Source organism: Microbacterium thalassium, assembly GCF_014208045.1.
GTDB classification, from domain to species: Bacteria; Actinomycetota; Actinomycetes; order Actinomycetales; family Microbacteriaceae; genus Microbacterium; species Microbacterium thalassium.
The window spans coordinates 1,465,438-1,486,920 of the sequence record NZ_JACHML010000001.1 but is presented as its reverse complement, the minus strand read 5'-3'; the positions used below and the strand labels follow the sequence as shown (position 1 = coordinate 1,486,920).

20 protein-coding genes are annotated in these 21,483 nt (G+C 71.4%); 8 read left to right on the top strand and 12 right to left on the bottom strand.

Features of this window, described 5'->3' with window-relative positions; translation table 11 throughout:
* Positions 1-5: 5 nt before the first annotated feature.
* From HD594_RS06855 to HD594_RS06845, 3 genes are all read left to right on the top strand, one after another.
* Complete coding sequence (locus tag HD594_RS06855; protein WP_184750232.1) at positions 6-2,054, top strand: hypothetical protein; 2,049 nt, start codon at positions 6-8, stop codon at positions 2,052-2,054.
* Positions 2,055-2,220: 166 nt separating this feature from the next.
* Entirely contained in the window at positions 2,221-3,759 is a 1,539-nt protein-coding gene (locus tag HD594_RS06850; protein ID WP_184750231.1) for a DUF11 domain-containing protein, read from the top strand.
* On the top strand, positions 3,756-4,742 hold the full coding sequence (locus HD594_RS06845) for a hypothetical protein (protein WP_184750230.1): 987 nt from the start codon (positions 3,756-3,758) through the stop codon (positions 4,740-4,742). Before HD594_RS06850 ends, HD594_RS06845 begins: the two co-directional genes overlap by 4 nt.
* 93 nt (positions 4,743-4,835) lie before the next feature.
* Here HD594_RS06845 and HD594_RS06840 read toward each other — a convergent pair whose 3' ends face one another.
* Positions 4,836-5,273 carry a helix-turn-helix domain-containing protein gene (locus tag HD594_RS06840; RefSeq protein ID WP_184750229.1) on the bottom strand — a complete coding sequence of 146 codons (438 nt, stop codon included), beginning with the start codon at positions 5,271-5,273 and terminating at the stop codon, positions 4,836-4,838.
* A gap of 431 nt (positions 5,274-5,704) precedes the next feature.
* Here HD594_RS06840 and HD594_RS17675 point away from each other — a divergent pair, with 431 nt between their 5' ends.
* From HD594_RS17675 to HD594_RS06825, 3 genes are all read left to right on the top strand, one after another.
* Complete coding sequence (locus HD594_RS17675; RefSeq protein WP_276511978.1) at positions 5,705-7,426, top strand: DUF222 domain-containing protein; 1,722 nt, start codon at positions 5,705-5,707, stop codon at positions 7,424-7,426.
* A gap of 56 nt (positions 7,427-7,482) precedes the next feature.
* Positions 7,483-8,394 (top strand): oxygen-dependent tRNA uridine(34) hydroxylase TrhO, encoded by a 912-nt coding sequence (gene trhO / locus HD594_RS06830; protein WP_184750228.1) that lies wholly within the window; start codon positions 7,483-7,485, stop codon positions 8,392-8,394.
* A 63-nt stretch (positions 8,395-8,457) separates the two neighbouring features.
* Positions 8,458-9,666 carry a sulfotransferase family protein gene (locus HD594_RS06825; RefSeq protein ID WP_184750227.1) on the top strand — a complete coding sequence of 403 codons (1,209 nt, stop codon included), beginning with the start codon at positions 8,458-8,460 and terminating at the stop codon, positions 9,664-9,666.
* A gap of 97 nt (positions 9,667-9,763) precedes the next feature.
* Here HD594_RS06825 and HD594_RS06820 read toward each other — a convergent pair whose 3' ends face one another.
* Positions 9,764-10,456 (bottom strand): endonuclease/exonuclease/phosphatase family protein, encoded by a 693-nt coding sequence (locus HD594_RS06820; RefSeq protein WP_184750226.1) that lies wholly within the window; start codon positions 10,454-10,456, stop codon positions 9,764-9,766.
* 113 nt (positions 10,457-10,569) lie between these two features.
* Here HD594_RS06820 and lepB point away from each other — a divergent pair, with 113 nt between their 5' ends.
* A complete protein-coding gene (lepB, locus tag HD594_RS06815; RefSeq protein ID WP_184750225.1) occupies positions 10,570-11,277 on the top strand; it encodes a signal peptidase I in 708 nt (235 codons plus the stop codon).
* Between the two features lie 3 nt (positions 11,278-11,280).
* Here the strand turns inward: lepB and truA are convergent, their stop codons facing one another.
* The 3 genes from truA to HD594_RS17835 all read right to left on the bottom strand — a co-directional run bounded on the left by truA (position 11,281) and on the right by HD594_RS17835 (position 14,594).
* Entirely contained in the window at positions 11,281-12,135 is an 855-nt protein-coding gene (gene truA, locus HD594_RS06810; RefSeq protein WP_184750224.1) for a tRNA pseudouridine(38-40) synthase TruA, read from the bottom strand.
* A 41-nt stretch (positions 12,136-12,176) separates the two neighbouring features.
* Positions 12,177-13,016, bottom strand: a complete 840-nt coding sequence (locus HD594_RS06805; protein WP_184750223.1) for a universal stress protein — start codon at positions 13,014-13,016, stop codon at positions 12,177-12,179.
* A 75-nt stretch (positions 13,017-13,091) separates the two neighbouring features.
* Positions 13,092-14,594 carry a PqqD family peptide modification chaperone gene (locus HD594_RS17835; protein ID WP_184750222.1) on the bottom strand — a complete coding sequence of 501 codons (1,503 nt, stop codon included), beginning with the start codon at positions 14,592-14,594 and terminating at the stop codon, positions 13,092-13,094.
* Positions 14,595-14,706: 112 nt separating this feature from the next.
* Between HD594_RS17835 and HD594_RS06795 the strand changes: the two genes are divergently transcribed.
* Positions 14,707-16,830, top strand: coding sequence for an acyltransferase family protein (locus HD594_RS06795; RefSeq protein WP_184750221.1), 2,124 nt, complete (start codon positions 14,707-14,709; stop codon positions 16,828-16,830).
* A 3-nt stretch (positions 16,831-16,833) separates the two neighbouring features.
* On the opposite strand, the gene HD594_RS06790 is transcribed toward HD594_RS06795, so the two are convergent.
* The 7 genes from HD594_RS06790 to infA all read right to left on the bottom strand — a co-directional run bounded on the left by HD594_RS06790 (position 16,834) and on the right by infA (position 21,195).
* Positions 16,834-17,868, bottom strand: coding sequence for a GNAT family N-acetyltransferase (locus tag HD594_RS06790; RefSeq protein WP_184750220.1), 1,035 nt, complete (start codon positions 17,866-17,868; stop codon positions 16,834-16,836).
* Between the two features lie 177 nt (positions 17,869-18,045).
* On the bottom strand, positions 18,046-18,597 hold the full coding sequence (gene rplQ, locus HD594_RS06785) for a 50S ribosomal protein L17 (protein ID WP_184750219.1): 552 nt from the start codon (positions 18,595-18,597) through the stop codon (positions 18,046-18,048).
* 53 nt (positions 18,598-18,650) lie between these two features.
* Complete coding sequence (locus HD594_RS06780) at positions 18,651-19,640, bottom strand: DNA-directed RNA polymerase subunit alpha (RefSeq protein ID WP_184750218.1); 990 nt, start codon at positions 19,638-19,640, stop codon at positions 18,651-18,653.
* 162 nt (positions 19,641-19,802) lie between these two features.
* Complete coding sequence (rpsK, locus tag HD594_RS06775; protein WP_167038520.1) at positions 19,803-20,201, bottom strand: 30S ribosomal protein S11; 399 nt, start codon at positions 20,199-20,201, stop codon at positions 19,803-19,805.
* A gap of 31 nt (positions 20,202-20,232) precedes the next feature.
* Positions 20,233-20,607, bottom strand: a complete 375-nt coding sequence (rpsM, locus tag HD594_RS06770) for a 30S ribosomal protein S13 (RefSeq protein WP_184750217.1) — start codon at positions 20,605-20,607, stop codon at positions 20,233-20,235.
* Positions 20,608-20,773: 166 nt separating this feature from the next.
* The gene (gene rpmJ / locus HD594_RS06765; protein ID WP_005050492.1) at positions 20,774-20,890 is read right to left on the bottom strand and encodes a 50S ribosomal protein L36; all 117 of its coding nucleotides are present in this window, start codon (positions 20,888-20,890) and stop codon (positions 20,774-20,776) included.
* An 83-nt stretch (positions 20,891-20,973) separates the two neighbouring features.
* A complete protein-coding gene (gene infA / locus HD594_RS06760; protein WP_013583992.1) occupies positions 20,974-21,195 on the bottom strand; it encodes a translation initiation factor IF-1 in 222 nt (73 codons plus the stop codon).
* Positions 21,196-21,483: the final 288 nt, after the last annotated feature.

Below are 21,483 nucleotides of genomic sequence, written 5' to 3'. Positions count from 1 at the left end.
CTCACATGTCCGATGACGCGATCGCACCAGGAAAGCGGCGGGCGCCGGCTGTCACGCCGGGAGTTGTGATCCTCGTCTCGCTTGCGATCCTCCTGTTCGTGCTGATCGGTGCGCTCATCGGCAGCGCTCGCGATGCCGCGGCCGGCGACACCGCCGACAAGAGCGTCGAGTGCGAGAGCACGTGCACGGCAGACGAGGCGGAGCCCGTCACCGAGAGCATCACCGTGAGAGAAACCGTCGTCGCGACTGCGACGGCCGAGGGAAGCGCGCAGGAGTCCGTCACCACGACGGAGACGACCACGACGACCACCTCGACGCCCGCTCCGACCCCCGCAGGCGGGTGTTCCGACGACGAGTCCGAGAAGGAGTCGAGTCCATGCTCGACCCCTACCCCCACCCCTCCGACGGCCGCGTTCGGCGAAGCATGGGACGAGTACTGGAAGTCGCAGCTCGAGCCTCTCGCCGGCTCCGTCGGATTCATCGCCGGTGCCGCACTGGCGATGTTCGTCCTCGCCCGGCTCCTCATGGAACTGCCCCCGATCCGCATGCGCCAGTCGTCGCGCGTCGATCGACGGATCGTCGGGACGACCGGAATCTCGCTGCTCGTCAGCGTGCCGCTCGTCATCTCCGCTGTCGGCGCAGCGACACAGCAGAACACCCTCGCACCCGACGTCGCGCTCCTCCTCGCGTTGGGGGCCGAAGCGATCATCGGCGCGATCGCGCTCGCCTGCTGGCTCGCATCGCGGATGCGGCTCGACCTGACGGTGACGAGCGAAGCGAAGGATGCCGACGCGACGACCAACCTCACCCGCGACGACGTTCTGCGTCGCCTCCACTCCATCGCCGGCCCCTCACGCGCCGTCGAGGTGCCGACCGGGGCAGAGCTCGAGACTCTCTCCACATCGCTCACTGCCCTCTCCAGCCAGGGCTGGATTGAAGGCGTCAAAGGGATCGTCCTGTTCGTGCTCGGTATCGTGCCCTGGAAGATCACCGTCACCCAGCACGGCGTCAACGAGGCATCCGTCTCCATCTCTCGCCACGACCGTCTGCGCAAGTCCGCCCGCGTCCGGCTCGCCTCGGCGCCGTACGGTCAGCTCGCTGTCGTCGCCGAGGCAATCGCCCCGCCCCCGGACAAGCCGAAGAAGCGGCCCGTACTCCGGCTCGCCGGGCTCTACGCCGCCCAGGCGACGCCCATTGCGGATGCGGCCACGGGCTCACCCGGCGCCGCGCCAACCCCTCCAAACTCACGAGACCTTCTCGCCACCGTCATCGCGGCACACGTGCTCGTCGAGCTCGCAGCGACCGAAGACCACGACTTCGCGCCGGCGCTGATGGGGGCGACGAGCCCGACGAGCATCGCGCTCGTCTCGATCGCGATCGGGTGGCTGCTCCGAGGGAAGGACCCCACAGACGCCGTCGCGACGCTCGAGGCCGCGACACTCGCCGACCCGTACAACCGCCTCGCCCAATGGATGCTGGACTACGCGCGCAACCGCGCCGAGGTCGATCCAGATCGGATCCTGGCCTACGGCGAGAGACTGCGAGACCGCTTGACTGCCCGGAAGATCGAACTGGGCTCCGTCGCACGGACTCGCTCGGACGCACCCTACAAGACCGCGCTCGCGACCCTCGCGGCGATGACCCGCAACTACCTCGCACAGCGCCCGACGCAGGGCTCAGGCGCGCTCGCGACGGACGCCCACGCGCTTCTCACCCGATGGGTGGACGGCGTCGCCCCAACGACCGAGAATCGCATGATCCGCGCCCGCGTGAAGATCGACCTGCTCGCGCTGCGCGCAGCAAGAGGCGAGCCTGGGAACGCGGGCCCGTTCATCGAGGACGCCGCACTCGCGATCGACCCCATCCTCGCCTATTCGCTCGGCTGCTACCTGGTGCGATGGGAGAGGCGCCCTCTCAGCGACGACATCGTGCGGGAACGACTCGCGACGGGACTCGGCAACCCGGCCGTCCGCGACTTCATGCCGATCGACCCGGAACTCACCTCGGTGCTCTCCGACTCCGAGATCGCGGGATTCCTCGCTGCGAACCGGTAGCGTCCACACGCGGCGCAATGCGCCGCGCCCACGCGAAGAGCGGAACGCTGAGGATCCACCCGCGCCCGCTCCGAAACGCCGCCGTATCTGACGGGCCTTACGCGTCCTCATCCTCGTGAGTAGCGTTGCCCACGGGGACTGCGCATGTGAATTCTTGGGGGATTCGATGCGAAGCAGGACGAGAGCGATCGCCGCGACGGCCGCGGCGCTGCTCATCGCGGGCGCGTGCGTGGCCGCATCCGCTCCCCCTTCGGCGGTGCAGGATGCAGGCACCGCGGTCGGCGCGTCGATCCCGGCGGCGGTGGGAGGCGTTCGCGCTTCAGCCGAGGAACCGCCCGCGACGATCGTTTCGGACGGCCCGCTGACGCTGATCGAGATCTCGGGCGACCTCAGCTGCCGCGTGCGGCACATCGACGACGACCTGTCGGAGTTCGACGCCGAGACGGCCTGCGGCACCTTCGTCGCGACCGAGCAGGCGCTCTACGGCCCGGCCGACATCCCCGGCGGCGGTCGCGCGCAGCAGACGCCGTGGAAGCCGGTGCTGCAGGGCACCGGCGGAACTGGGACCGACGAGGACCCCTACTTCATCTGGACCGTCGTCACGAACGACTCGATCACCGTCAGCCAGATCGACTCGTACGTGCCCGGCGACGACTTCTACCGCACCCGCATCACCGTCCGGGGCGGGATCGAGACCACCTCGGACGTCGTCGTCTACCACGCCGGCGACTGCCGGCTGGCGGACTCCGACTTCGGCCTCGGCTCCTACGACCCCGGGTCGGGTGCCGTCCGGTGCCACCCGTCGAGCGAGTCCGGCGTGGTCGATCCGGATGGGCGGGTGCTGGAGTTCGTGCCCGAAAGCACCGACGGCAGCCACTTCACATTCGCCAGCGCCCCCGTGGTCTGGGCCCGGGTGGGCAGCCGGCAGGCGCTGCCGGACTCGATCGACCAGGAGGGCGAGACCCTCGACCACGCGATCGCGCTCAGCTGGGACCTCGTCGCCGGCGACGAGTCCGTCGGCGTCACGATGCTCACCCGCATCACCGGAGCACCGGCGGTCGTCCAGCCGCCCGCACCCCTGCAGGGGTCGATCTCGCTGAGCACAGCCGAGCCGCAGGTGGGGGACGAGGTCCGCGTCGAAGCGACGGTGAGCAACCCGAACGACTCGACGCAGGTGATCTCCCGGCTCACCGCCGAACTGCCGCCCGGCACCGACTACGTCGACGGGTCGGTGGAAGGCATCGGGCCGCCGACCGTGTCGGGGACGACGCTCGACTTCGGCGCGGTGACGCTCGCGGGCGGGCAGTCGCTGGGCTTCGGCTTCTCGGTGATCCCGCAGCAGGAAGGCGACGGCACGATCAGGCTGAGCGGCGCCCTGCGCACCGGCGAGCTGGTCGAGGCGCAGTCGACGTTCACGGCGCAGGGAGTCGTTCCGCCGCCTCCGGTCATCGATCCCCTCCCCTGGGCGCTGGGAGCGATCGGCGCCGCACTGCTGCTCATCCTCGGCGCGACCACCATCGCGCGGATCAGAGGCCCGCGCCGGCAGGAGAAGCTCGTGCGCGAGCACGTGCGGCTCATGCCGCAGCGCGCGACGACCATCCACCACACCACGACCCCGGACGTCCCCGCGCCCGAGCCGCCGTCGTTCCGGCTGGTCGGCGAACCAGGCACATGGGAGCACCGCGTGATCGAGGAGAAGCCATGACCACCGCAACCGCATCCACCACGGTGAAGGACATCCTTCTGCCCGAGAGCGAGCCCCCGCCGAAGCTGCGGCAGGAGGCCGCGAAGTCCGCGAAGAAGGGCGGCGTCGCCGACGCGATCGCGCGCCTGACCGCCATCGGGCTCGACATCCTCGGCGCCCGCATCGGCCACGTCGTCGGCGACGTGCTGGGCGCCGACCTCGGCGGCGTCATCGGCTCGGCGCTCACCAAGAACCAGAAGATCGCCGCCGCCATCTCCAAGACCGAGAACGACCCCAAGGCCGAAGAGGTCGTGACCCTCGCCGACCACAAGCTCGAGTCGACGTACGAGCCGTCGGTCGACGTCATCGTCGACGAGCGCAAGATCACCAGCATCCCGTTCGAAGTGAAACTCGAGACCAAGGTCGAAGGCGGCCTCGTCGTCGTCAAGGGCGGCGAGATCGTCGCCGTGCGCACCGGCCGCGGGACGATCACGGCGACCCTGAAGTGCGAGGGCGTGCAGGTCGCCGAGAAGAAGGTCGACTACGAGCTCGCGGGGGTGATGCGGCTGCCGTCGGCGGACACCGCCGCCACGCGCGGTGCGGCGGGGCCGGTGGTCGCCGGGGCGGCGGCGGGGGCGGCGGGGGTCGCGGGGGTCGCGGGGGTCGCGGGGGGTGCCGGCGGTGCCGGCGGTGCCGGTGGGGCCGGTCCTGCCGCTGGTGCGCCACAGGGGGCGTCGGCGCAGCCTGCGGCGGTTCGTCTGCCGCCGGTGCAGCCTGCGCAGCCCCACCAGCCCACGGCCCAGCCCATCGTGCGACCCGCGAGGGACGTTCCGCAGGCGCCGTCGCAGGGGCCCCCGCCACCGGTGGGCTGGATCCAGAACGGGTGGCGGTTCACCGCATCCGGTCAATGGGAGCGCGTCACCCACTACCTGCCGGGCGACATCGTCAACGGCCACCGGCTCAACGCCGCGGGCAACGCGTGGGAGCAGCTGCCGCGGGGGTAGGTGATCAGCCGCGTGACGCGGCAAGCGTCGCGGGCCACAGGCGCGACCCGGTCGTGGCTCTCGTCGGCCATCTGCTGGGCGGCCGAGATGGGTCTAGGAGAACTGCGCCGTCGCCGCAGTCGCCAGTGCACCGCTAGCCACGCCGAGCAGAAACGCGATCGCCGCGATCAGAATCGCCGTGCGCTGGCGGATGCCGGTGACAGCGGGCGCTGCCGGTGCGGATGCGGCGGTCTCAGCATCCGTCGTCGGCGCGGGCGCGACCGCAGCGGGCACCGGCGGCGGGACGGCGAGGCCGGCGAGAACGTCGCGACGGTCGAGCCAGGACGCCGTGTCACCGTCGCACACCCGCACCACGCCGTCGACCGTGCGGGCGGTCGGCAGGGAGCGTCCGGCGAAGGCCTCCGAGAGCACCGACCGCGAGATGCCCGTCTCGTCCTGCAGGCGCTTGAGCGTGGGGTTGCCCCCGTCGAGTCTCAGCTTGCGCAGGTCGGCGGCGAAGCGCTCCTTCGTGTCTGCTCCTGCATCCGTCATGGTCCTCTCGTCGCCCGGCGGCGGCGCTGCTGTCATTCGCGTTCCCCAGATGTTCTGCTGTGGTGGCGGTCCCACCCGCCTCTCTCATATAAGCACGGGATCAGCGGCTCAGCAGAAGGTGTCCGGTTCTTCCGGAAGTGTCCGAAATGCGGACTCGATGCATGCCGGTGCCGGACGGGCGCGCTTGAATGATCATTGCGCCGCGCGCCGATCGGGGGATCGCGCCGCGGCACGGGGGCGGACATCGCAGCGGATCGGGGGATGCGCAGCGACGGATGCCGACGGGGAGGGGCTCGGCGGCCCCTCCCCGGGTCTTCGCTCGTGCGGTGTGCGGCGGCATCCGCTCCTCCCCAGGCTTGGCACTCTGGGGGTTCTGCACATCGACATTGACCATCGAACAAATGTCCGAACCCCCGCGTAGCGTAGCGGGCATGACGAACCCGTTGGTCCCCCTCGGCGAGGCGCTCGACGTCGTGCGCCGTCTGTGGGCCGACGACGTCGATGTCGCGGAGCTCTCCGGTGACGATCTCGCGCTGGTGACGACGCAGTTGGCTCTCGTCCAGCGGCACGTCGACGCGGCCAAGACGCGCGTCGCGCACGAGGTCGCGCGCAAGTCGCGCCCCGACCTCGGGCCCGAGGGGCTCGCGAAGAAGCGCGGCTTCCGCTCCCCCGTCACGTTCATCGCGACGACCACCGGAGTGTCGACCGGCGAGGCCGCCCGCCTGCTCGAGGTGGGCGAGGCGACCGCGCCGCGCTCCGGCTTCGACGGTGAGACCAGGCCGGCACGCTTCCCGGTCGTCGCCGAGGCCCTCGCCGCGGGACGCATCGGAGTCGCCGCTGCGGGCGCGATCGTGCGCCTCCTCACCAAGGTCGCGCTGGCCGCCGATCCCGACGCGCTGCGCCGAGCCGAGTCCGAGCTCGTCGAGAAGGCGCGGATGCTGTCGCTCAACGATCTGACCCGCGTGCTCGCGCGCGCCGAAGCATGGCTCGATCCGGTCGGGGTCGCCCAGCGTGAGAGCGAGCTGCGCTCGCAGCGCGCCCTCCATATCCGCGAGGGCAAGGACGGCATGTTGCACATCTCGGCCATCCTCGACCCCGAGCACGGCGCCGTCTTCAAGACCGCGATCGAGGCGATCGTGACATCGCGACTGCGGATGCAGCGCGAGCGAGCGGGCCGGGGCCGCGGCGGGGATGCGGCGGGCGCGGCGGGCGCCCCGGCGAGCGCGGCGGGCGCCCCGGCGGGCGCGGCGGGCGCCCCGGCGAGCGCGGCGGGCGCCCCGGCGAGCGCGGCGGGCGCCCCGGCGGGCGCGGCGGGCGCCCCGGCGAGCGCGGCGGGCGCCCCGGCGGGCGCGGCGGGCGCCCCGGCGGGCTCCGCTGGAGACCTGGGGAAGAACTCCAAAGGCGACGGCACCGCGGGCGAGGCGACCGGCGACGGCACCGCGGGCGCGGCGAGCGGCGACGGCACGAGCGGCGACGACACCGCGGGCGCGGCGAGCGGCAACGCCACGAGCGGCGACGACACCGCGGGCGCGGCGAGCGGCAACGCCACGAGTGGCGACGCCCTCCCGCGCCCGAGCATCCCGCAGATGCAGGCCGACGCGCTGATCCACCTCATCGAGCACACGATGGGGTGCGGCGAGACGGACCTCCCGCTTCAGGGCGCCACGGTCATCGTGCGGATGACGCTCGCCGACCTGCAGTCCGACGAAGGTTTCGCGACGGTCGACGGCCTCTCGACCCCGGTCTCGGCGCAGACGGCGCGTCGCATGGCCGCCGGCGGAGCGGTGATCCCCTGCGTCCTGGGCGCCGACAGCGAGATCGTCGACTGGGGACGGGAGCGACGACTCTTCACCCGCGCGCAGAAGCTCGCGCTCGTCGAACGCGATGGCGGATGCGCGATGTGCGGGGCACCACCGGGGTGGACCAAGGCCCATCACATCCGATGGTGGACCAGAGACGCGGGACCCACGGATCTCGCGAACGGGGTGCTGCTGTGCGAGAGCTGCCATCACCGGATACACGACAACGGGTGGGACATCCGAGTCGACGGCGCCCGCCGGGACTCCGCGGTGTGGTTCATCCCGCCGGCGGACGTGGATCCGGCACGCACGCCGCGTCTCGGAGGGAGGGCGCTGTATGACTTCGCCGCGTGATGGATCAGACGTGCACGTGCCGAGGTTCTCCCAGGCCCGGCAAGTAATCTTGGCCGGTGCCCATCGCGAAGATCCTGCTCTACTACCGGTTCACGCCGATCGCCGACCCCGATGCGGTGCGGCTGTGGCAACGCGACCTGTGCGAGCTGCTCGGGCTCCGCGGACGCATCCTCATCTCGAAGGACGGCATCAACGGCACCGTCGGCGGCGAACTCGACGCCGTCAAGACGTACTGGCGCAAGACCCGCGAGTACCCGGGCTTCGGCGACATCGACTTCAAGTGGTCCGAGGGCACCGGACTCGACGACGACGGTCGCAGCCTCGACTTCCCGCGCCTGTCGGTCAAGGTGCGCGATGAGATCGTCAGCTTCGGCGCCCCCGGAGAACTGCGCGTCGACGAGGACGGCGTCATCGGCGGCGGCACCCACCTCTCGCCCGGTGCGCTGCACAAGCTCGTCGCGGAGCGCGGCGACGACGTCGCGTTCTTCGACGGACGCAACGCGTTCGAGGCCGAGATCGGCCGGTTCAAGAACGCCGTCGTGCCGGATGTCGCCACCACGCGCGACTTCGTCGCCGAACTGGACTCCGGCAAGTACGACCACCTCAAGGAGCGTCCGGTCGTCACCTACTGCACCGGCGGCATCCGCTGCGAAGTGCTCTCGAGCCTCATGGTCTCGCGCGGGTTCACCGAGGTGTACCAGATGGACGGCGGCATCGTCCGCTACGCCGAGAGCTTCGGCAACACTGGCCTGTGGGAAGGCTCGCTCTACGTCTTCGACGGCCGCGAGGCGATGTCGTTCGGCGCGAACGCGGCCGTCATCGGCCAGTGCACCACATGCGACGGGGCCTCCTCGCTCATGGTCAACTGTGCTGACCCCGAATGCAAGGTGCGCGTCGTGCAGTGCGAGACATGCACGGATGCCGGCACGGCCGCGCACTGCGCGAAGCATCCGGTGGCTGCCGCGTAGGCGATCCCCCGCCGCCCGCCACCCGCCGATAGGATGGCGCGGACCGTCGAGTACGCTGATGCCGTGCGCGAGCCACGCGTGCGGGCGCGCACGTCCGTCGCCCGGAATCCACGGCAGATCGGGGAGCACAGCGTGATGACCACGTCGCCGGTGTTCGTCGTCGGCGCCCCCCGCTCCGGCACGACGCTGGTATCGGCCGCGATCGCCGCGCACCCGGCGTTCCACGGCGGGCCCGAGAGCGACTTCTTCTTCCGCCTCGGTGCCCAGGCTCGCGCGGACGCCGCGACGGACCCGGCGTGGCCGACGAAGGCGGTCGAACTGCTCGGCTCGCTGTCACGCCACGGCGAACGCGTCATCGACATGTTCGGAGTGTCGACCGACGACCTCACGCGCTATCTCGAGCAGCGGCAGCCGTCCCAGTCGGCGATGCTGGCGGCGCTGTTCGAGTCATCGCTGCAGGGCGACCAGGGCCCTCCGCGATGGGTGGAGAAGACGCCGAATCATCTCTGGTACCTGCGCGAGATCGTCGACCACTTCCCCGATGCGACGATCGTGCACGTGGTGCGCGACCCCCGCGACGTCGTCCGATCTCTGGTCGGGCTGCCATGGGCCACGGGATCACGCGTGGCCGACGCCTGGCAGTGGCTTCTCGATCACGCCGAGATCGCCCGGGCCCGCGAAGAAGACCCCGCTGTCGAGGCCGCGATCATCGACGTGCGCTTCGAAGACTTCCTCATCGACCCCACGTCAGCGCTCACCACGATCTGCGACGCTGCCGGAGCCGAGTTCCACCCCGACATGCTCGCGCCGGAGCGGGCGGCGGAGGGCATGATCCTCTCGGCGGAATGGTGGAAGAAGAAGAACGCCTCGGGCATCGATCCGGCCCGCGCGTTCGCGTGGCGTCGAGACGCCGACGAGATGGACGACGCGATCGCGACCATGTGCGACGCCGTGATCCGGCAGTTCGGGTACGACCCCGCGGGCAACCCGATCAGCACCCGCATGCCGCTCGCGTGCGCCTCGCACCGGCACGCAGCGCTCCTGGAGCCGACGCTGCTGCGGGCAGCCGAGGCGGGGACGAGCATCTACCCCGCACCGCGCGATCAGGCCGGAACGGTCTGGGTCTGGTCGGAGCGGGAGGCCTGGCAGGAGGGTCTGACCGGCACGGCTCGCGGAGTCATGCGCACCCGGATCTCGCGCGCGCTCGCGCTGCGCCCGACGCGAACGCTTCACAGGGCGGACGACTTCGGTCCCGCTCGGGTCGCGCAGTAACCGGCGAGCGCTGCCGCGCGCCGCTTCCGGCCGGGAAGGACGGCGGATCCGCGGGACGACGCGCGCAGCCCGAGCGTGGGAGCATGCCCCGGCGCGATCACGCCACGCCGAGCGCCGCCTCCTGCGTCACGCGCGCCGTCACCAGGATCGGCAGGTGGTCGCTGAGCCCCTGCGGCAGCGTCTTGACCTTGTCGATGGTGAAGCCCGACGACGTCGCGAAGTCGTAGTGCCCGCGGAAGAACCGGTACCGCGTGTACGTGCGCGAATCGCTCAGCGACAGCTCGTACCCGTGCCGCCGCACGTGCTGGCCGAGCTTCTCCTTGAACACCGGATAGTTGTAGTCGCCGACCATGAGCGCCGGGAGCCCGTCGCCCAGGTGCTCGATCTCCTCCAGCGCCGTGCGGATCTGATGCCGGCGCAGCGAGTTGAGCGCCGTCAGCGGCGCGGCATGGAAGGAGGCGACGATGATGTCGCGGTTCGCGTCGATGTCGTGCAGGCGCACGCCCAGCATCCGCTCCTCGGCGGGCTTGAGGACGTAGTCATGCAGCGACTTCTTCAGCGCGATCGCCCGCACGTCGACCGCGCGGTACGTGTTCTCGCGGTAGTACACCGCCAACCCCAGCCGATTGCGCTGCGTCGCCTCGGCCAGGCGGAGCCCGTGGATGTTGTCGGGGATGTCGGTCGAATCGCACTCCTGCAGGCACAGCACATCGACGTTGTGGCGCTCGACCAGGGCGTCGAGTTCGGTAGCGGCCCGGTGCTTGCGCAGGTTGTACGAGATGACCTTCATGTCGATGTCAGCCTATGCCCGCGAGTGTTTCGGCGGTATGACTTTCGGCCTCCCCTGGGCGAGTGCGAAGCAGGCTCACAACCAGGCCTCGCGCACCGCGATACGGTGGCGAGGTGACAACCACCGAGGCGCCTGCACGCCCACCGCTGTGGCGACGCATCGTGTCGAGCACGTGGTTCCACTTCGCCGCAGCCGTCGTGCTCACCGGCCTCGTGCTCAGCTTCGTCGCGAAGCCGTTCTGGGTGCCGTCGTCGTCGATGGCCGAGACCCTCGAGCCCGGCGACCGGGTGCTCGTGAACCGGCTCGCGTACGTCGGCTCCGAGCCCGCGACCGGCGACGTCATCGTGTTCGACGCCGACAGCACGTGGAGCATCAGCGGAACCGCCGAGGAGAACCCGATCAGGACGGTCCTGCGGTGGATCGGCGAGGTCAGCGGGTTCGGGCCGACCGGTCCCCACACCCTCATCAAGCGCGTCATCGCGTCGTCCGGTCAGACCGTCGAGTGCTGCGACGCCGACGGCCGCATGCTCGTCGACGGCGAACCCCTCGACGAGCCCTACCTCGGCAGCGACTACGCCTTCGAGCCCGGCACCCTCGACTGCGACTCCGAGCCGACGTCGCTGCGGTGCCTGGTCGCGGTGACCGTCCCCGAGGACTCGTACGTCGTCCTGGGCGACAACCGCACGAACTCCTCCGACTCGGCCCGCGCCTGTCGCGTCGCCGACGCCGACGAGACCTGCTGGCGCTTCGCCACCCGCGCGGGCGTCGTCGGCAAGGCCGTCGTCATCCTGTGGCCGATCGGCCGCTGGAGCGGCCTGTAGCGGTCAGTCGCGGTCGCGGCGCGCGCGGGTCTGCTCTGCCCGCGACGCGAGCAGGTCGTCGGCCGGATACCCCACCTCGGTGAGGGTGAGCCCACGCGCCGCGAGCACCTTCACCTCGGGGATGCGCGCGAGAGCGTCGCGGATGCGGGCGAGGTCGTCGACCTCGAGCCGACCCTCGCCCACCGCGACGCAGCCGCCGACGAGCGCGCGGACCATGCTGTGGCAGAACGCGTCCGCCTTGACGTTCGCGATCAGCACGCCGTCGCGGTCGCGGCGCCAGTCGAACTCCAGCAGCGTCCGGATCGTGGTCGCCTCGGGCCGCGGCTTGCAGTAGGCCGCGAAGTCGTGCAGCCCGACGAGGCTGCGGGCGGCGGCATCCATCCGCTCGACATCCAGCGACGCCTTCACGGTCGTCGTGCGGAGCCGCTCCAGCGGGTCGTACCCGGCCACGCGATCCGCGATCCGGTACGCGTACCGGCGCCACACCGCCGAGAACCGCGCATCGAACCCGTCGGGCGCGAGCGCCGTGCGAACGATCGCGACGTCGGAGTACTGCCCGAGCACGCCCGTGATGCGGTGCGCGAGAACCGCTGCCTGATCCTGCCGACCAACCGACCCGCGCCGCCCTCGCACGGCGAGCAGCCGCTGCTGCTGGCTCTCGTCGAGGTCCAGATGCGCGACCTGGTCCGATGCGTGGACGCCCGCGTCCGTGCGCCCGGCCACCACGAGCCGCGGGTCGCCGCCCAGCACGCGCGCCACGGCATCCTCGATCGTGCCCTGCACGGTGCGCAGGCCCGGCTGTCGCGCCCAGCCGCGGAAGTGCGTGCCGTCGTAGGCGATGTCGAGCCGGATGCGCACGCTGCCAGCCTACCGGCGGGGCCTCGCGTGGCCCCGGCGCGTCAGCGCACGATCGCGGCCGAGCTCGGCAGCCGCATCAGCAGCTCTTCGCTCACCGACCCGAGCAGGAAGCGCGCGATGACGCCGCGGCCGTGCGACCCGACGACCGTCAGATGCGCGTGCCACGCGGCGTCGACGATCGCCTCACCCGGGTACCCCTGCTCGACGCGGCGTTCCACGACCAGGTCGGGGTAGGTCTGCGCGAGCCCCGCCAGCGAGATGGCGGATGCCTCGTCCGCGAGCGCCGCGAGCGAGTGCAGGTACTCGGACGGGTAGAGCCCGGGGCTGCGCGGCACCTCCATCGGCGCCCACGTCGTCACCCCGATGAGCGGCTCACCTAGACGATCGGCCTCAGCGGCCGCGAACGCGATGGCCTTCTCGCTGATTTCCGAGCCGTCGACGCCCACGACCACGCCGCGGCGCTCGCGCTCGTCGGGCTCGCGCACGACCACCACGGGGCAGTGCGCGCCGCTCACGATGCGGATGCCGTGGGGCCCGCGAACCGGGCCGTGGCCCTCACCGCGGAAATCGCTGCCGATCACGAGCATCGCAGCGTCCTTCGACGCCTCGATGAGCCCGGAGACGGGGTTCCCGTGCCCGACATGGACGGTCACGCTGAAGCCCTCGGCCACGAGCGCATCACGCTGGGCCTCGAGCGCCGTGCGCGCGTGCTCCTCGGCCTCGACGACCAGCGACTGCTCGCCGACCGCCCCGACCGCGCCGCCGATGATCGACACCAGCTCGATCGTCCGCTGCCGTCCGCGGGCGTGGAGCGCCGCCCACTTCAGCACGTGCGGGCGGGGGTCGCCCGGAAGGACTCCGACCAGGACCTTGTCGCTCATGTCGACCTCTCTCTCGGTTCACCTCGAACGTAGAAGCCGCACCGACGGCGCGCCAGGGGCCAAGGGCCCGGGACCTCAGGCGGGCTCGCCGTCGGCGCTCTCCTCCGCCGCGCGCGCCACCGGCCGAACGTCCGAAGCGGATGCCGGCGAGGCGGGGACCGTCTCCGATTCGGCGCCGAAGTCGGCGGGGAGCTCCTCGACGAACAGGCAGTCGACCAGATCCGCGACGAACGCCTCGACGTCGGCCGCCACCTGCGGATCCAGCACGCCCGACTCCTCGGTCGCGCGCGCCGCCAGCTGCGTCACCGTCGACGGGGACGCGAGCCAGTCCCAGATGACGGCGCCGGCATCGGCGAGCATGCGCGGCTGCGACGAGAGGTCGCCGAGCGCGAGCGCGTAGACCTGGTCGTCGCGGTCGACCCATGCGACATCCTCGCGACGCTGCACCACCGGCTCGTCCGAGACGACCAGCCCCGCGTCCATGAGGGCAGCCACCGCCATCAGGACCACCGGCCGGGGATCCTGCCCCTCGGGCGCACCGTAGGCGTCGACCGCCGCTTCGACGAGGTCGTCGAGCGTGGCGGCATCCGCCGCCCGCCAGATCGCGGGGGCGACGCCGGCGATCACGCGCACGGTGCCGGTGCCGCGGGCCATCGTCGTCAGGATCGCGATGCGGTCCGGCTCGGGCAGCTCGGCATGGTCGGCCCAGGACGCGCGAGAGTAGCGGGCGGGTCGCTCGACGGTCGCGGGCAGCACCGGATCCGTCGATTCCGGGGACGCGGCCGCCGCGACCGGGTCGGGGACGACGTCCGCGACGACGATCGGTGCGTGGCCGTCGCCGGCGTCGAGCAGCTCGGCGACCACCGGGGCGAGATCGGATGCCTCGGCGTAGCTCAGCCGCCGCACTCCCCCGGTCGCCTCGGCGACGGCGGCGATGAAGCGCAGCGGGGCCTCGGCGTGGACGAGGAAGCTCGACTGCGCGACGAGCTCCTCGAGCGCGTCGCCCAGTTCGACCGGCTCCAGCACGGGCGCGCCGGAGTGCTCGGGGTCACGGTCGAGCATCACGATGGCCCGCACGCGCAGCGGTGCGTCCGGCAGCGGCGCCAGGCCCGCCTCGGACGGCGCGACCTGGACCTTCGGCCGGCCGCGCTCCTCGATGATCGAGAGCGGCTTGCGGTACGCGCGCACGCGGCCGGATGCCTCGATCGCGATCGTCTCGTCGGAGACGTAGCCGAACACGCGCCCGAGCGAGCGGGATGCGGTGGTCTTGCCGCGACCCGACGGCCCGACGAGCACCACCACGTCGCCGCTCTCGCCCGCGACACCGGCGGCGTGGAGCATCCACACCCGGCCGCGGCCGGCGTCCAGCGCGGCGTAGGTGACCTGCTGCGACAGCGACTCGAGGGTGCGGGACACGTCGGCATCGCGCGGGCGGACGGTCGCATCCGGCTCGGCGTCGCCAGGAGCGACCGCGTCCGCCCACGCGCGCTCGACGGCCTCCGCGATCTCGTCACGGACACCGTCCAGGTCGATGCCGATGCGCGCCCCGACGGCGTCGACGCAGATGACCCGGGGCACACTCGCAGTGTACCGGCGGCGTCTCCGATGCGGCGCACGCGGGCGCGGCATCCGCGGTGAGCAATCGCCGAGGAACTACCCTGAGGTGCCGGCCAGGTCGGAGCCTCTGATCATGTCCACGCCCTCCCCCGCCCGCTACGCGGGCCTCGACGGCCTCCGCGCGATCGCGGTGGGCCTCGTCGTGCTGTACCACCTCTTCCCGCCCGCGGTCCTGCCCGGCGGCTTCATCGGCGTCGACGTGTTCTTCGTGATCAGCGGCTTCCTCATCACGAGTCTGCTGCTGCGCGAGCACGTGCAGCAGCGCGCGAGCCTCCCCGGGTTCTGGCGCCGGCGAGCCCGGCGGCTGCTGCCGGCGCTCGCCGTCATGATCACGGTGTGCGCGTCGCTCGGGCTCCTCGTCGGCGGAGACGTGCTGTACCGGCTCGGAGCGCAGATCCTCGGGGCGGCGACATTCACGTTCAACTGGTGGACGATCGCCGCGGACACCGGGTACTTCGACGCGTCGGCGCCGGAGCTGTTCCGCAACGTGTGGTCGCTCGCGGTCGAGGAGCAGTTCTACCTGCTGTGGCCCCTCGTGCTGCCGCTGTTCTTCGTGCTGCGCCGGACGTGGATGCTCGTGGCCGCGGCCGCCGCGCTGGCTGCGGCATCCGCCCTCGAGATGGGGCTCATGCTGGCCGGCGGCGCCGATGCCACGCGCGTCTACTACGGTACCGACACCCACGCTTTCGGTCTGCTCCTGGGCGCCGCCGCGGCGTTCGCACTGGCGCCGATGCTCTCGCACGCGGACGCGAAACCGGCGCGGAAACGCCGACCCCGCCGCTCCGCCCCGGCCGCCGCCGGCACATCGCTGCGCTTCGTCGACGTGCCCCCGCGCCCGCCGGCACCGGGCGAGCTGCTCGATGCGGCCTACGTGGTCCTTCCGGCGGGATGGACGATCGTGCTGCCGCCGTCGGCGCGGACGGCGGAGCCCGAGCGCGAGGGTCCGCCTGTCGCGACGCGCGTCGCGACGAGTCTGGTGGGCGGGATCGCTCTCGCGGGACTGGCCGCGCTGGCCTTCTTCCCGCTCGGGGGCGCCCACACCGGATACGCGCTGTCGCTGCTCGCGGCGAGCGCGCTGTCGGTGGCGCTCGTCGTCACGGCGGTGTGGCCGGGTTCGCCGCTCGGCGCGGCCCTCGACGCGGCGCCGCTGCGATGGATCGGCGAGCGCTCGTACGGCATCTACCTGTGGCACTGGCCGCTGCTCGTGCTCGCCCTGTTCGCCGCCGTCGGCACCGGGCCCGAGGCAGGGGTCCCGGTGTGGATCGGCGGCGCCGTACTCGCGGCGACGGTGCTCGTCGCGTGGGCGTCGTACCGGTTCATCGAGCAGCCGGTGCGCACACTCGGGTTCCGCGGCGCCGCGGGCAGGTTCCGCGAGCTGCTGCGCGCGCCCGGGCGTCGTCGCGTGCGGGCGGCGTCGGTCGCCGTCGCGAGCGTCCTGGTCGTCGCGGGCACGACCGGCGCCATCGCCGCGGCGCCCGATCAGACGAGCGTGCAGCAGGCCGTGGCGGCCGGCGAGGCGGCCCTCGAGCGGGCACAACGGCAGGCGGCGCTCGAGGCGCTCGCGGACGCGGAGGCCGCGGCCGCACGCGCCGACGAGGGGGCAGCGGCCGCGGGCGACGGGAGCGTGACCTCCGTCGACATCCCGGGCTCGGCCGTCGACGCCATCGGCGACTCGGTCATGCTCGCGGCCTCGGGCGCGCTGATCGACGGGCTCCCCGGCATCCGCATCGACGCCGAGGTGTCGCGCTCGATGTGGGCGGCGCCGCGACTGATCGAGGAGCTGGCGGATGCAGGCGAGCTGCGGCACATCGTCGTCGTCGCGCTGGGGACCAACGGCACGGTCGACCCGTCGGCGCTCGACCGGCTCGTGGAGCTGGTGGGACCCGGCCGCGGCCTCGTGCTCGTCAACGCGTCGGCCCCGCGCAGCTGGATCCCCGGCGTCAACGAGACGCTGCGGGCGTTCGCCGCGCAGCACCGCAACGTGGTCGTGGCCGACTGGGCGTCGGCGATCGCGTCCCACCCCGCGGAGCTCGCCAGCGACCGCATCCATCCCGGCGCCGCCGGCGGTCGCCGCTACGCCGACGCCGTGGCCGATGCCGTCGACCGCGTCGAGCAGCGCCGCCTCGAGTGGGGCCACGATCGGCTGGTGAAGCGACTGGCCGAGGCCGAGGCGAGCGGGCTCCCGGTTCCGCAGTGACCGTCAGAACTCCGCGGTCAGCACCCTCTCGCGCTCGGTCGCGACGAAGCCGAGGCCCTCGTACAGCGTGTTCGCGCCGGTCGGGCTGTCGGTGTCGACGTCGAGCACGGCCTTCTCGAGCCCGGCATCCGTCATCGCCTGAAGGGTGCGTGCGATGACCCGCGGCGCGAGTCCCCGGCCCCGGTGGTCGCGCACGACCCCGATCAGGTCGATGTAGGAGTTCGACGCGCCGAGGCTCGCCCAGTCGTCCTCGTTGACCGACGCGAGGCAGAACGCGACGATCCGCCCGTCCGGTTCGAGTGCGAGCGTCGACAGGTCGGGGCGGAAGAACGGACCGCCCACGAACTGCTGCCAGCGCTCCGGCGGGGTCGGCAGGCTCCCCCAGTGGTCGCGGAAGGCGTCGTTGCGCGCGAGACGCGCGTCGTCCGACCGATCGGGCGCGTAGGCCACGAGACGGATGCCCTCGGGCGGACTGCTCTCGCGGACCGGCTGCGCGTTGTCGCGCACCATGGTGGTGAACCAGCGCGCGGTGCGCAGTCCGAGCGCCTCGGCGATGACGACCGCGCCGTCGTTGCCGTCCTGAGCGTACAGGTCGAGCTCGCCCGGCAGCGTCGAGCCGGTATCGGCCAGCTGCTGCAGCGCCCGCGCGTGCAGCCAGCGCCCGAGCTGTGCGCCGATGCCGCGCCGGCGCCGGTCGGGGTGGACCGCGCCCTGCAGATACGCCTTGATGCGCACCGATGCGTCGGGATGCCGGAGCGACGTGCCGACGGCGACGACCCGGCCGTCGTGACCGACGGCGAGGATCGAATCGCGTGCGTGGTCGATCTCGGGAAGGTCGAACGTGTCGGCGACGTCCTCGCGCGGCGTCACCCACGTCGGGTGGTCGACACGATCAGCCGCGGCGGTGACGGCGTGGATCGCGTCGATGTCGGCGCGCGTCGGGGCGCGCCACTCGGCGATGTCGGGATGGCGCGGAACGGCCGGCCCCGAGGCGTCGAGTCCCGCCGCCGCGATGCGCTCCGCCAGGGTGTCGCTCATCCCGACCACGATACGGGCCCACCACCCTGCGCGCGATCCGTCCAGGACCTTCGGCCCGCAGGATCGGCGCCGTCGGAGACGACGAGACCCGCGGGCCCAGAACGGGTCCGCGGGTCTCGCGATGCACAGTCGGTCAGTCAGAGCTGACCAGGCCGAGCGGTTCGCCCGGCCATCCGATCACTCGGACTTCTCCTCGGCGGCCTCGGCGGCCTCCTCGGCGGGAGCCTCCTCAGCGGGAGCCTCCTCGGCCGGAGCCTCAGCGGCCTCCTCAGCGGGGGCCTCCTCAGCGGGGGCCTCCTCAGCGGGAGCCTCCTCGACCGGAGCCTCGGCGGCCGGGGCGGCCTTCGGGGCTGCCTTGGCCTTCTTGGTCACGGGCTCGAGGACGAGCTCGATGACCGCCATGGGGGCGTTGTCGCCCTTGCGGTTGCCGACCTTGGTGATGCGCGTGTAGCCACCCTCGCGGTCCGCGACCAGCGGTGCGATCTCGGAGAACAGGACGTGAACCACTTCCTTGTCTCCGATGACCGAGAGCACCCGGCGACGGGCGTGCAGGTCGCCGCGCTTCGCGAACGTGATCAGGCGCTCGGCGAGCGGACGCAGGCGCTTGGCCTTGGTCTCGGTCGTGGTGATCGACTTGTGGGTGAACAGCGCGGCCGACAGGTTGGCCAGCATCAGACGCTCGTGTGCGGGGCCGCCTCCGAGGCGGGGACCCTTCGTGGGCTTGGGCATTTCTCAGTTACTCCAGGGGTGGGAAGTTGATCGAGACGACGTCAGGACGCCGCTCAGGCGTTCTCGTCGTCGTAGCCGCCGTAGAAGTGCGCGCCGTCGAACCCGGGAACCGAGTCCTTCAGCGAAAGGCCGAGCGAGACGAGCTTGTCGCGCACCTCGTCGACCGACTTCTGACCGAAGTTGCGGATGTTCATCAGCTGCGTCTCCGACAGGGCGACGAGCTCCGACACGGTGTTGATGCCCTCGCGCTTGAGGCAGTTGTACGAGCGGACCGACAGGTCGAGGTCCTCGATCGGCATGGACAGCTCGCTCGAGACGACGGCCTCGACCGGCGCGGGGCCGATCTCGATGCCCTCGGCCTCGACGTTCAGCTCGCGGGCGAGACCGAACAGCTCGGTGAGCGTGCGGCCGGCCGACGCGACGGCGTCGCGCGGGGCGATCGAGGGCTTGGTCTCGACGTCCAGGATGAGCTTGTCGAAGTCGGTGCGCTCACCGGCACGCGTCGCGTCGACGCGGTACGACACCTTCAGGACCGGCGAGTAGATCGAGTCGACCGGGATCTGACCGGCCTCGGCGTACTCGTTGCGGTTCTGGGTCGCCGACACGTAGCCGCGGCCGCGCTCGATGGTGAGCTCGAGCTCGAACTTGGCGGTGTCGTTGAGGGTCGCGATGACCAGGTCGGCGTTGTGCACCTCGACGCCCGCGGGGGCGGAGATGTCGGCCGCGGTGACCTCGCCGGCGCCGGTCTTGCGCAGGTAAGCGGTGATGGGCTCGTCGCGCTCCGACGAGACGACCAGCTGCTTGATGTTGAGGATGATCTCGGTGACATCCTCCTTCACACCGGGAATGGTGCTGAACTCGTGGAGGACGCCGTCGATGCGGATGCTGGTGACAGCCGCACCGGGGATCGACGACAGGAGGCTGCGACGCAGCGCGTTGCCGATCGTGTAACCGAAGCCGGGCTCGAGCGGCTCGATGACGAAGCGGCTGCGGAACTCCCCGATCTTCTCCTCGGTCAGAGTGGGACGCTGTGCAATGAGCACTGTGTGTTCCTTTCGATCACGTGCCCGCCATATGACACGTGGTGGATGAGGTGTTGAGTTTTGATCCGGGATGCCGCGTGGCCGGCATCCGTTCGAAACGTGCTCTGGCCGGGAGCCGGCCCGTCCCACGATCAGGGGACGGGCGCGGCGCCCGGCGATGAATCAGACGCGGCGGCGCTTGGGGGGACGGCAGCCGTTGTGCGCCTGCGGGGTGACGTCCTGGATGGAACCCACCTCGAGGCCGGCGGCCTGCAGCGAACGGATCGCCGTCTCGCGGCCCGAGCCCGGGCCCTTGACGAAGACGTCGACCTTCTTGACGCCGTGCTCCTGCGCCTGGCGGGCGGCCGACTCGGCGGCCATACCAGCGGCGTAGGGGGTCGACTTGCGCGAGCCCTTGAAGCCCACGCCACCCGAGGACGCCCAGCTGATGACAGCGCCCGAGGGGTCGGTGATCGAGACGATCGTGTTGTTGAACGTCGACTTGATGTGGGCCTGGCCCAGCGCGATGTTCTTCTTCTCCTTGCGGCGCGGCTTGCGCGCAGCGGACTTGGCCTGTGCCATGTTCTTCTCCTAAACCCTGCGGCGGCCGCGCTTAGCGCGCCTTCTTCTTGCCGGCGACGGTGCGCTTCGGGCCCTTGCGGGTGCGCGCGTTGGTCTTCGTGCGCTGGCCGCGCACGGGAAGGCCGCGACGGTGGCGAAGGCCCTCGTAGGAGCCGATCTCGACCTTGCGGCGGATGTCTGCGGCGACCTCGCGGCGAAGGTCACCCTCCACCTTGTAGGTGCCCTCGATGTGGTCGCGGAGCGCGACGAGCTGCTCGTCGCTGAGGTCCTTGACGCGGATGTTCTCGTCGATCTCCGTCGCGGTGAGGATCTCGTTCGAGCGGGTACGGCCGATGCCGTAGATGTAGGTCAGGGCGATGACCACGCGCTTGTCGCGCGGGATGTCGACGCCGGCGAGACGTGCCATGCGGCTCTCCTAGGAGTGTCGTGGAGGTGTGGAGCAGGATCGGTGCCCGGGCCTCCGCCCCGAGGTGTCCCCCGCTCGCGCGGGTTCTGATCCTGCCGTGTATTCGTGTTGAGTTGTGTGGTCCGGATGCCGGGGGAACCGGCATCCGGCAAGCTGTGCTCCGGGATCAGCCCTGGCGCTGCTTGTGGCGCGGGTTGGACTTGCAGATGACCATGACGCGGCCGTGGCGGCGGATGACCTTGCAGTGGTCGCAGATGGGCTTGACGGAGGGGTTGACCTTCATGATGTTTCCTGTTCGCTGTCTTCGCCGGGCGCTCCCGGCCGCGCCGAAGCGGGCCGGAACCGGGGCGTTACTTCTCGACCGGTCTAGCGGTAGCGGTAGACGATGCGGCCGCGCGTGAGGTCGTAGGGGCTGAGCTCCACGACGACGCGGTCCTCGGGGATGATACGGATGTAGTTCTGCCGCATCTTGCCCGAGATCGTGGCGAGCACCTTGTGTCCGTTGGTCAGCTCAACGCGGAACATCGCGTTGGGCAACGCCTCGGACACCGTGCCCTCGATCTCGATGACACCGTCTTTCTTGGCCATAGCCTCGCTTACGCTTGTGCAGACCGGTCGGTCTGCGGTGGATGGGTGGCTGGGTGCCGTGACACGCCAAGATAGGCGCAAGGCACCAAAGATCAATGGTACGTGATAGTCGCGCGCTCGGCAACTCGCGGCGTTGACTCATCTATCACCTCCGCGTGCTGGTGTTCGTTGGCTCATGTAGGGATCTCCGGACGCGGGTACGCCTGAAGCTGTGGAGCTCTGTCACGTTCACCCAGACCCCGCCGTGTCACACCTCGGGCACGCGGCGCTGCTAGATTCGGCGAACAT

Excerpts from the sequence above, each read along its gene's own strand:
- HD594_RS06855 (WP_184750232.1), top strand. The coding sequence starts at position 6 with ATGTCCGATGACGCGATCGCACCAGGAAAGCGGCGGGCGCCGGCTGTC.
- HD594_RS06850 (WP_184750231.1), top strand. The coding sequence starts at position 2,221 with ATGCGAAGCAGGACGAGAGCGATCGCCGCGACGGCCGCGGCGCTGCTC.
- HD594_RS06845 (WP_184750230.1), top strand. The coding sequence starts at position 3,756 with ATGACCACCGCAACCGCATCCACCACGGTGAAGGACATCCTTCTGCCC.
- HD594_RS06840 (WP_184750229.1), bottom strand. The coding sequence starts at position 5,273 with ATGACGGATGCAGGAGCAGACACGAAGGAGCGCTTCGCCGCCGACCTG.
- HD594_RS17675 (WP_276511978.1), top strand. The coding sequence starts at position 5,705 with ATGACGAACCCGTTGGTCCCCCTCGGCGAGGCGCTCGACGTCGTGCGC.
- HD594_RS06820 (WP_184750226.1), bottom strand. The coding sequence starts at position 10,456 with ATGAAGGTCATCTCGTACAACCTGCGCAAGCACCGGGCCGCTACCGAA.
- HD594_RS06805 (WP_184750223.1), bottom strand. The coding sequence starts at position 13,016 with ATGAGCGACAAGGTCCTGGTCGGAGTCCTTCCGGGCGACCCCCGCCCG.
- HD594_RS06795 (WP_184750221.1), top strand. The coding sequence starts at position 14,707 with ATGTCCACGCCCTCCCCCGCCCGCTACGCGGGCCTCGACGGCCTCCGC.
- HD594_RS06790 (WP_184750220.1), bottom strand. The coding sequence starts at position 17,868 with ATGAGCGACACCCTGGCGGAGCGCATCGCGGCGGCGGGACTCGACGCC.
- rplQ (WP_184750219.1), bottom strand. The coding sequence starts at position 18,597 with ATGCCCAAGCCCACGAAGGGTCCCCGCCTCGGAGGCGGCCCCGCACAC.
- rpsK (WP_167038520.1), bottom strand. The coding sequence starts at position 20,201 with ATGGCACAGGCCAAGTCCGCTGCGCGCAAGCCGCGCCGCAAGGAGAAG.
- rpsM (WP_184750217.1), bottom strand. The coding sequence starts at position 20,607 with ATGGCACGTCTCGCCGGCGTCGACATCCCGCGCGACAAGCGCGTGGTC.
- rpmJ (WP_005050492.1), bottom strand. The coding sequence starts at position 20,890 with ATGAAGGTCAACCCCTCCGTCAAGCCCATCTGCGACCACTGCAAGGTC.
- infA (WP_013583992.1), bottom strand. The coding sequence starts at position 21,195 with ATGGCCAAGAAAGACGGTGTCATCGAGATCGAGGGCACGGTGTCCGAG.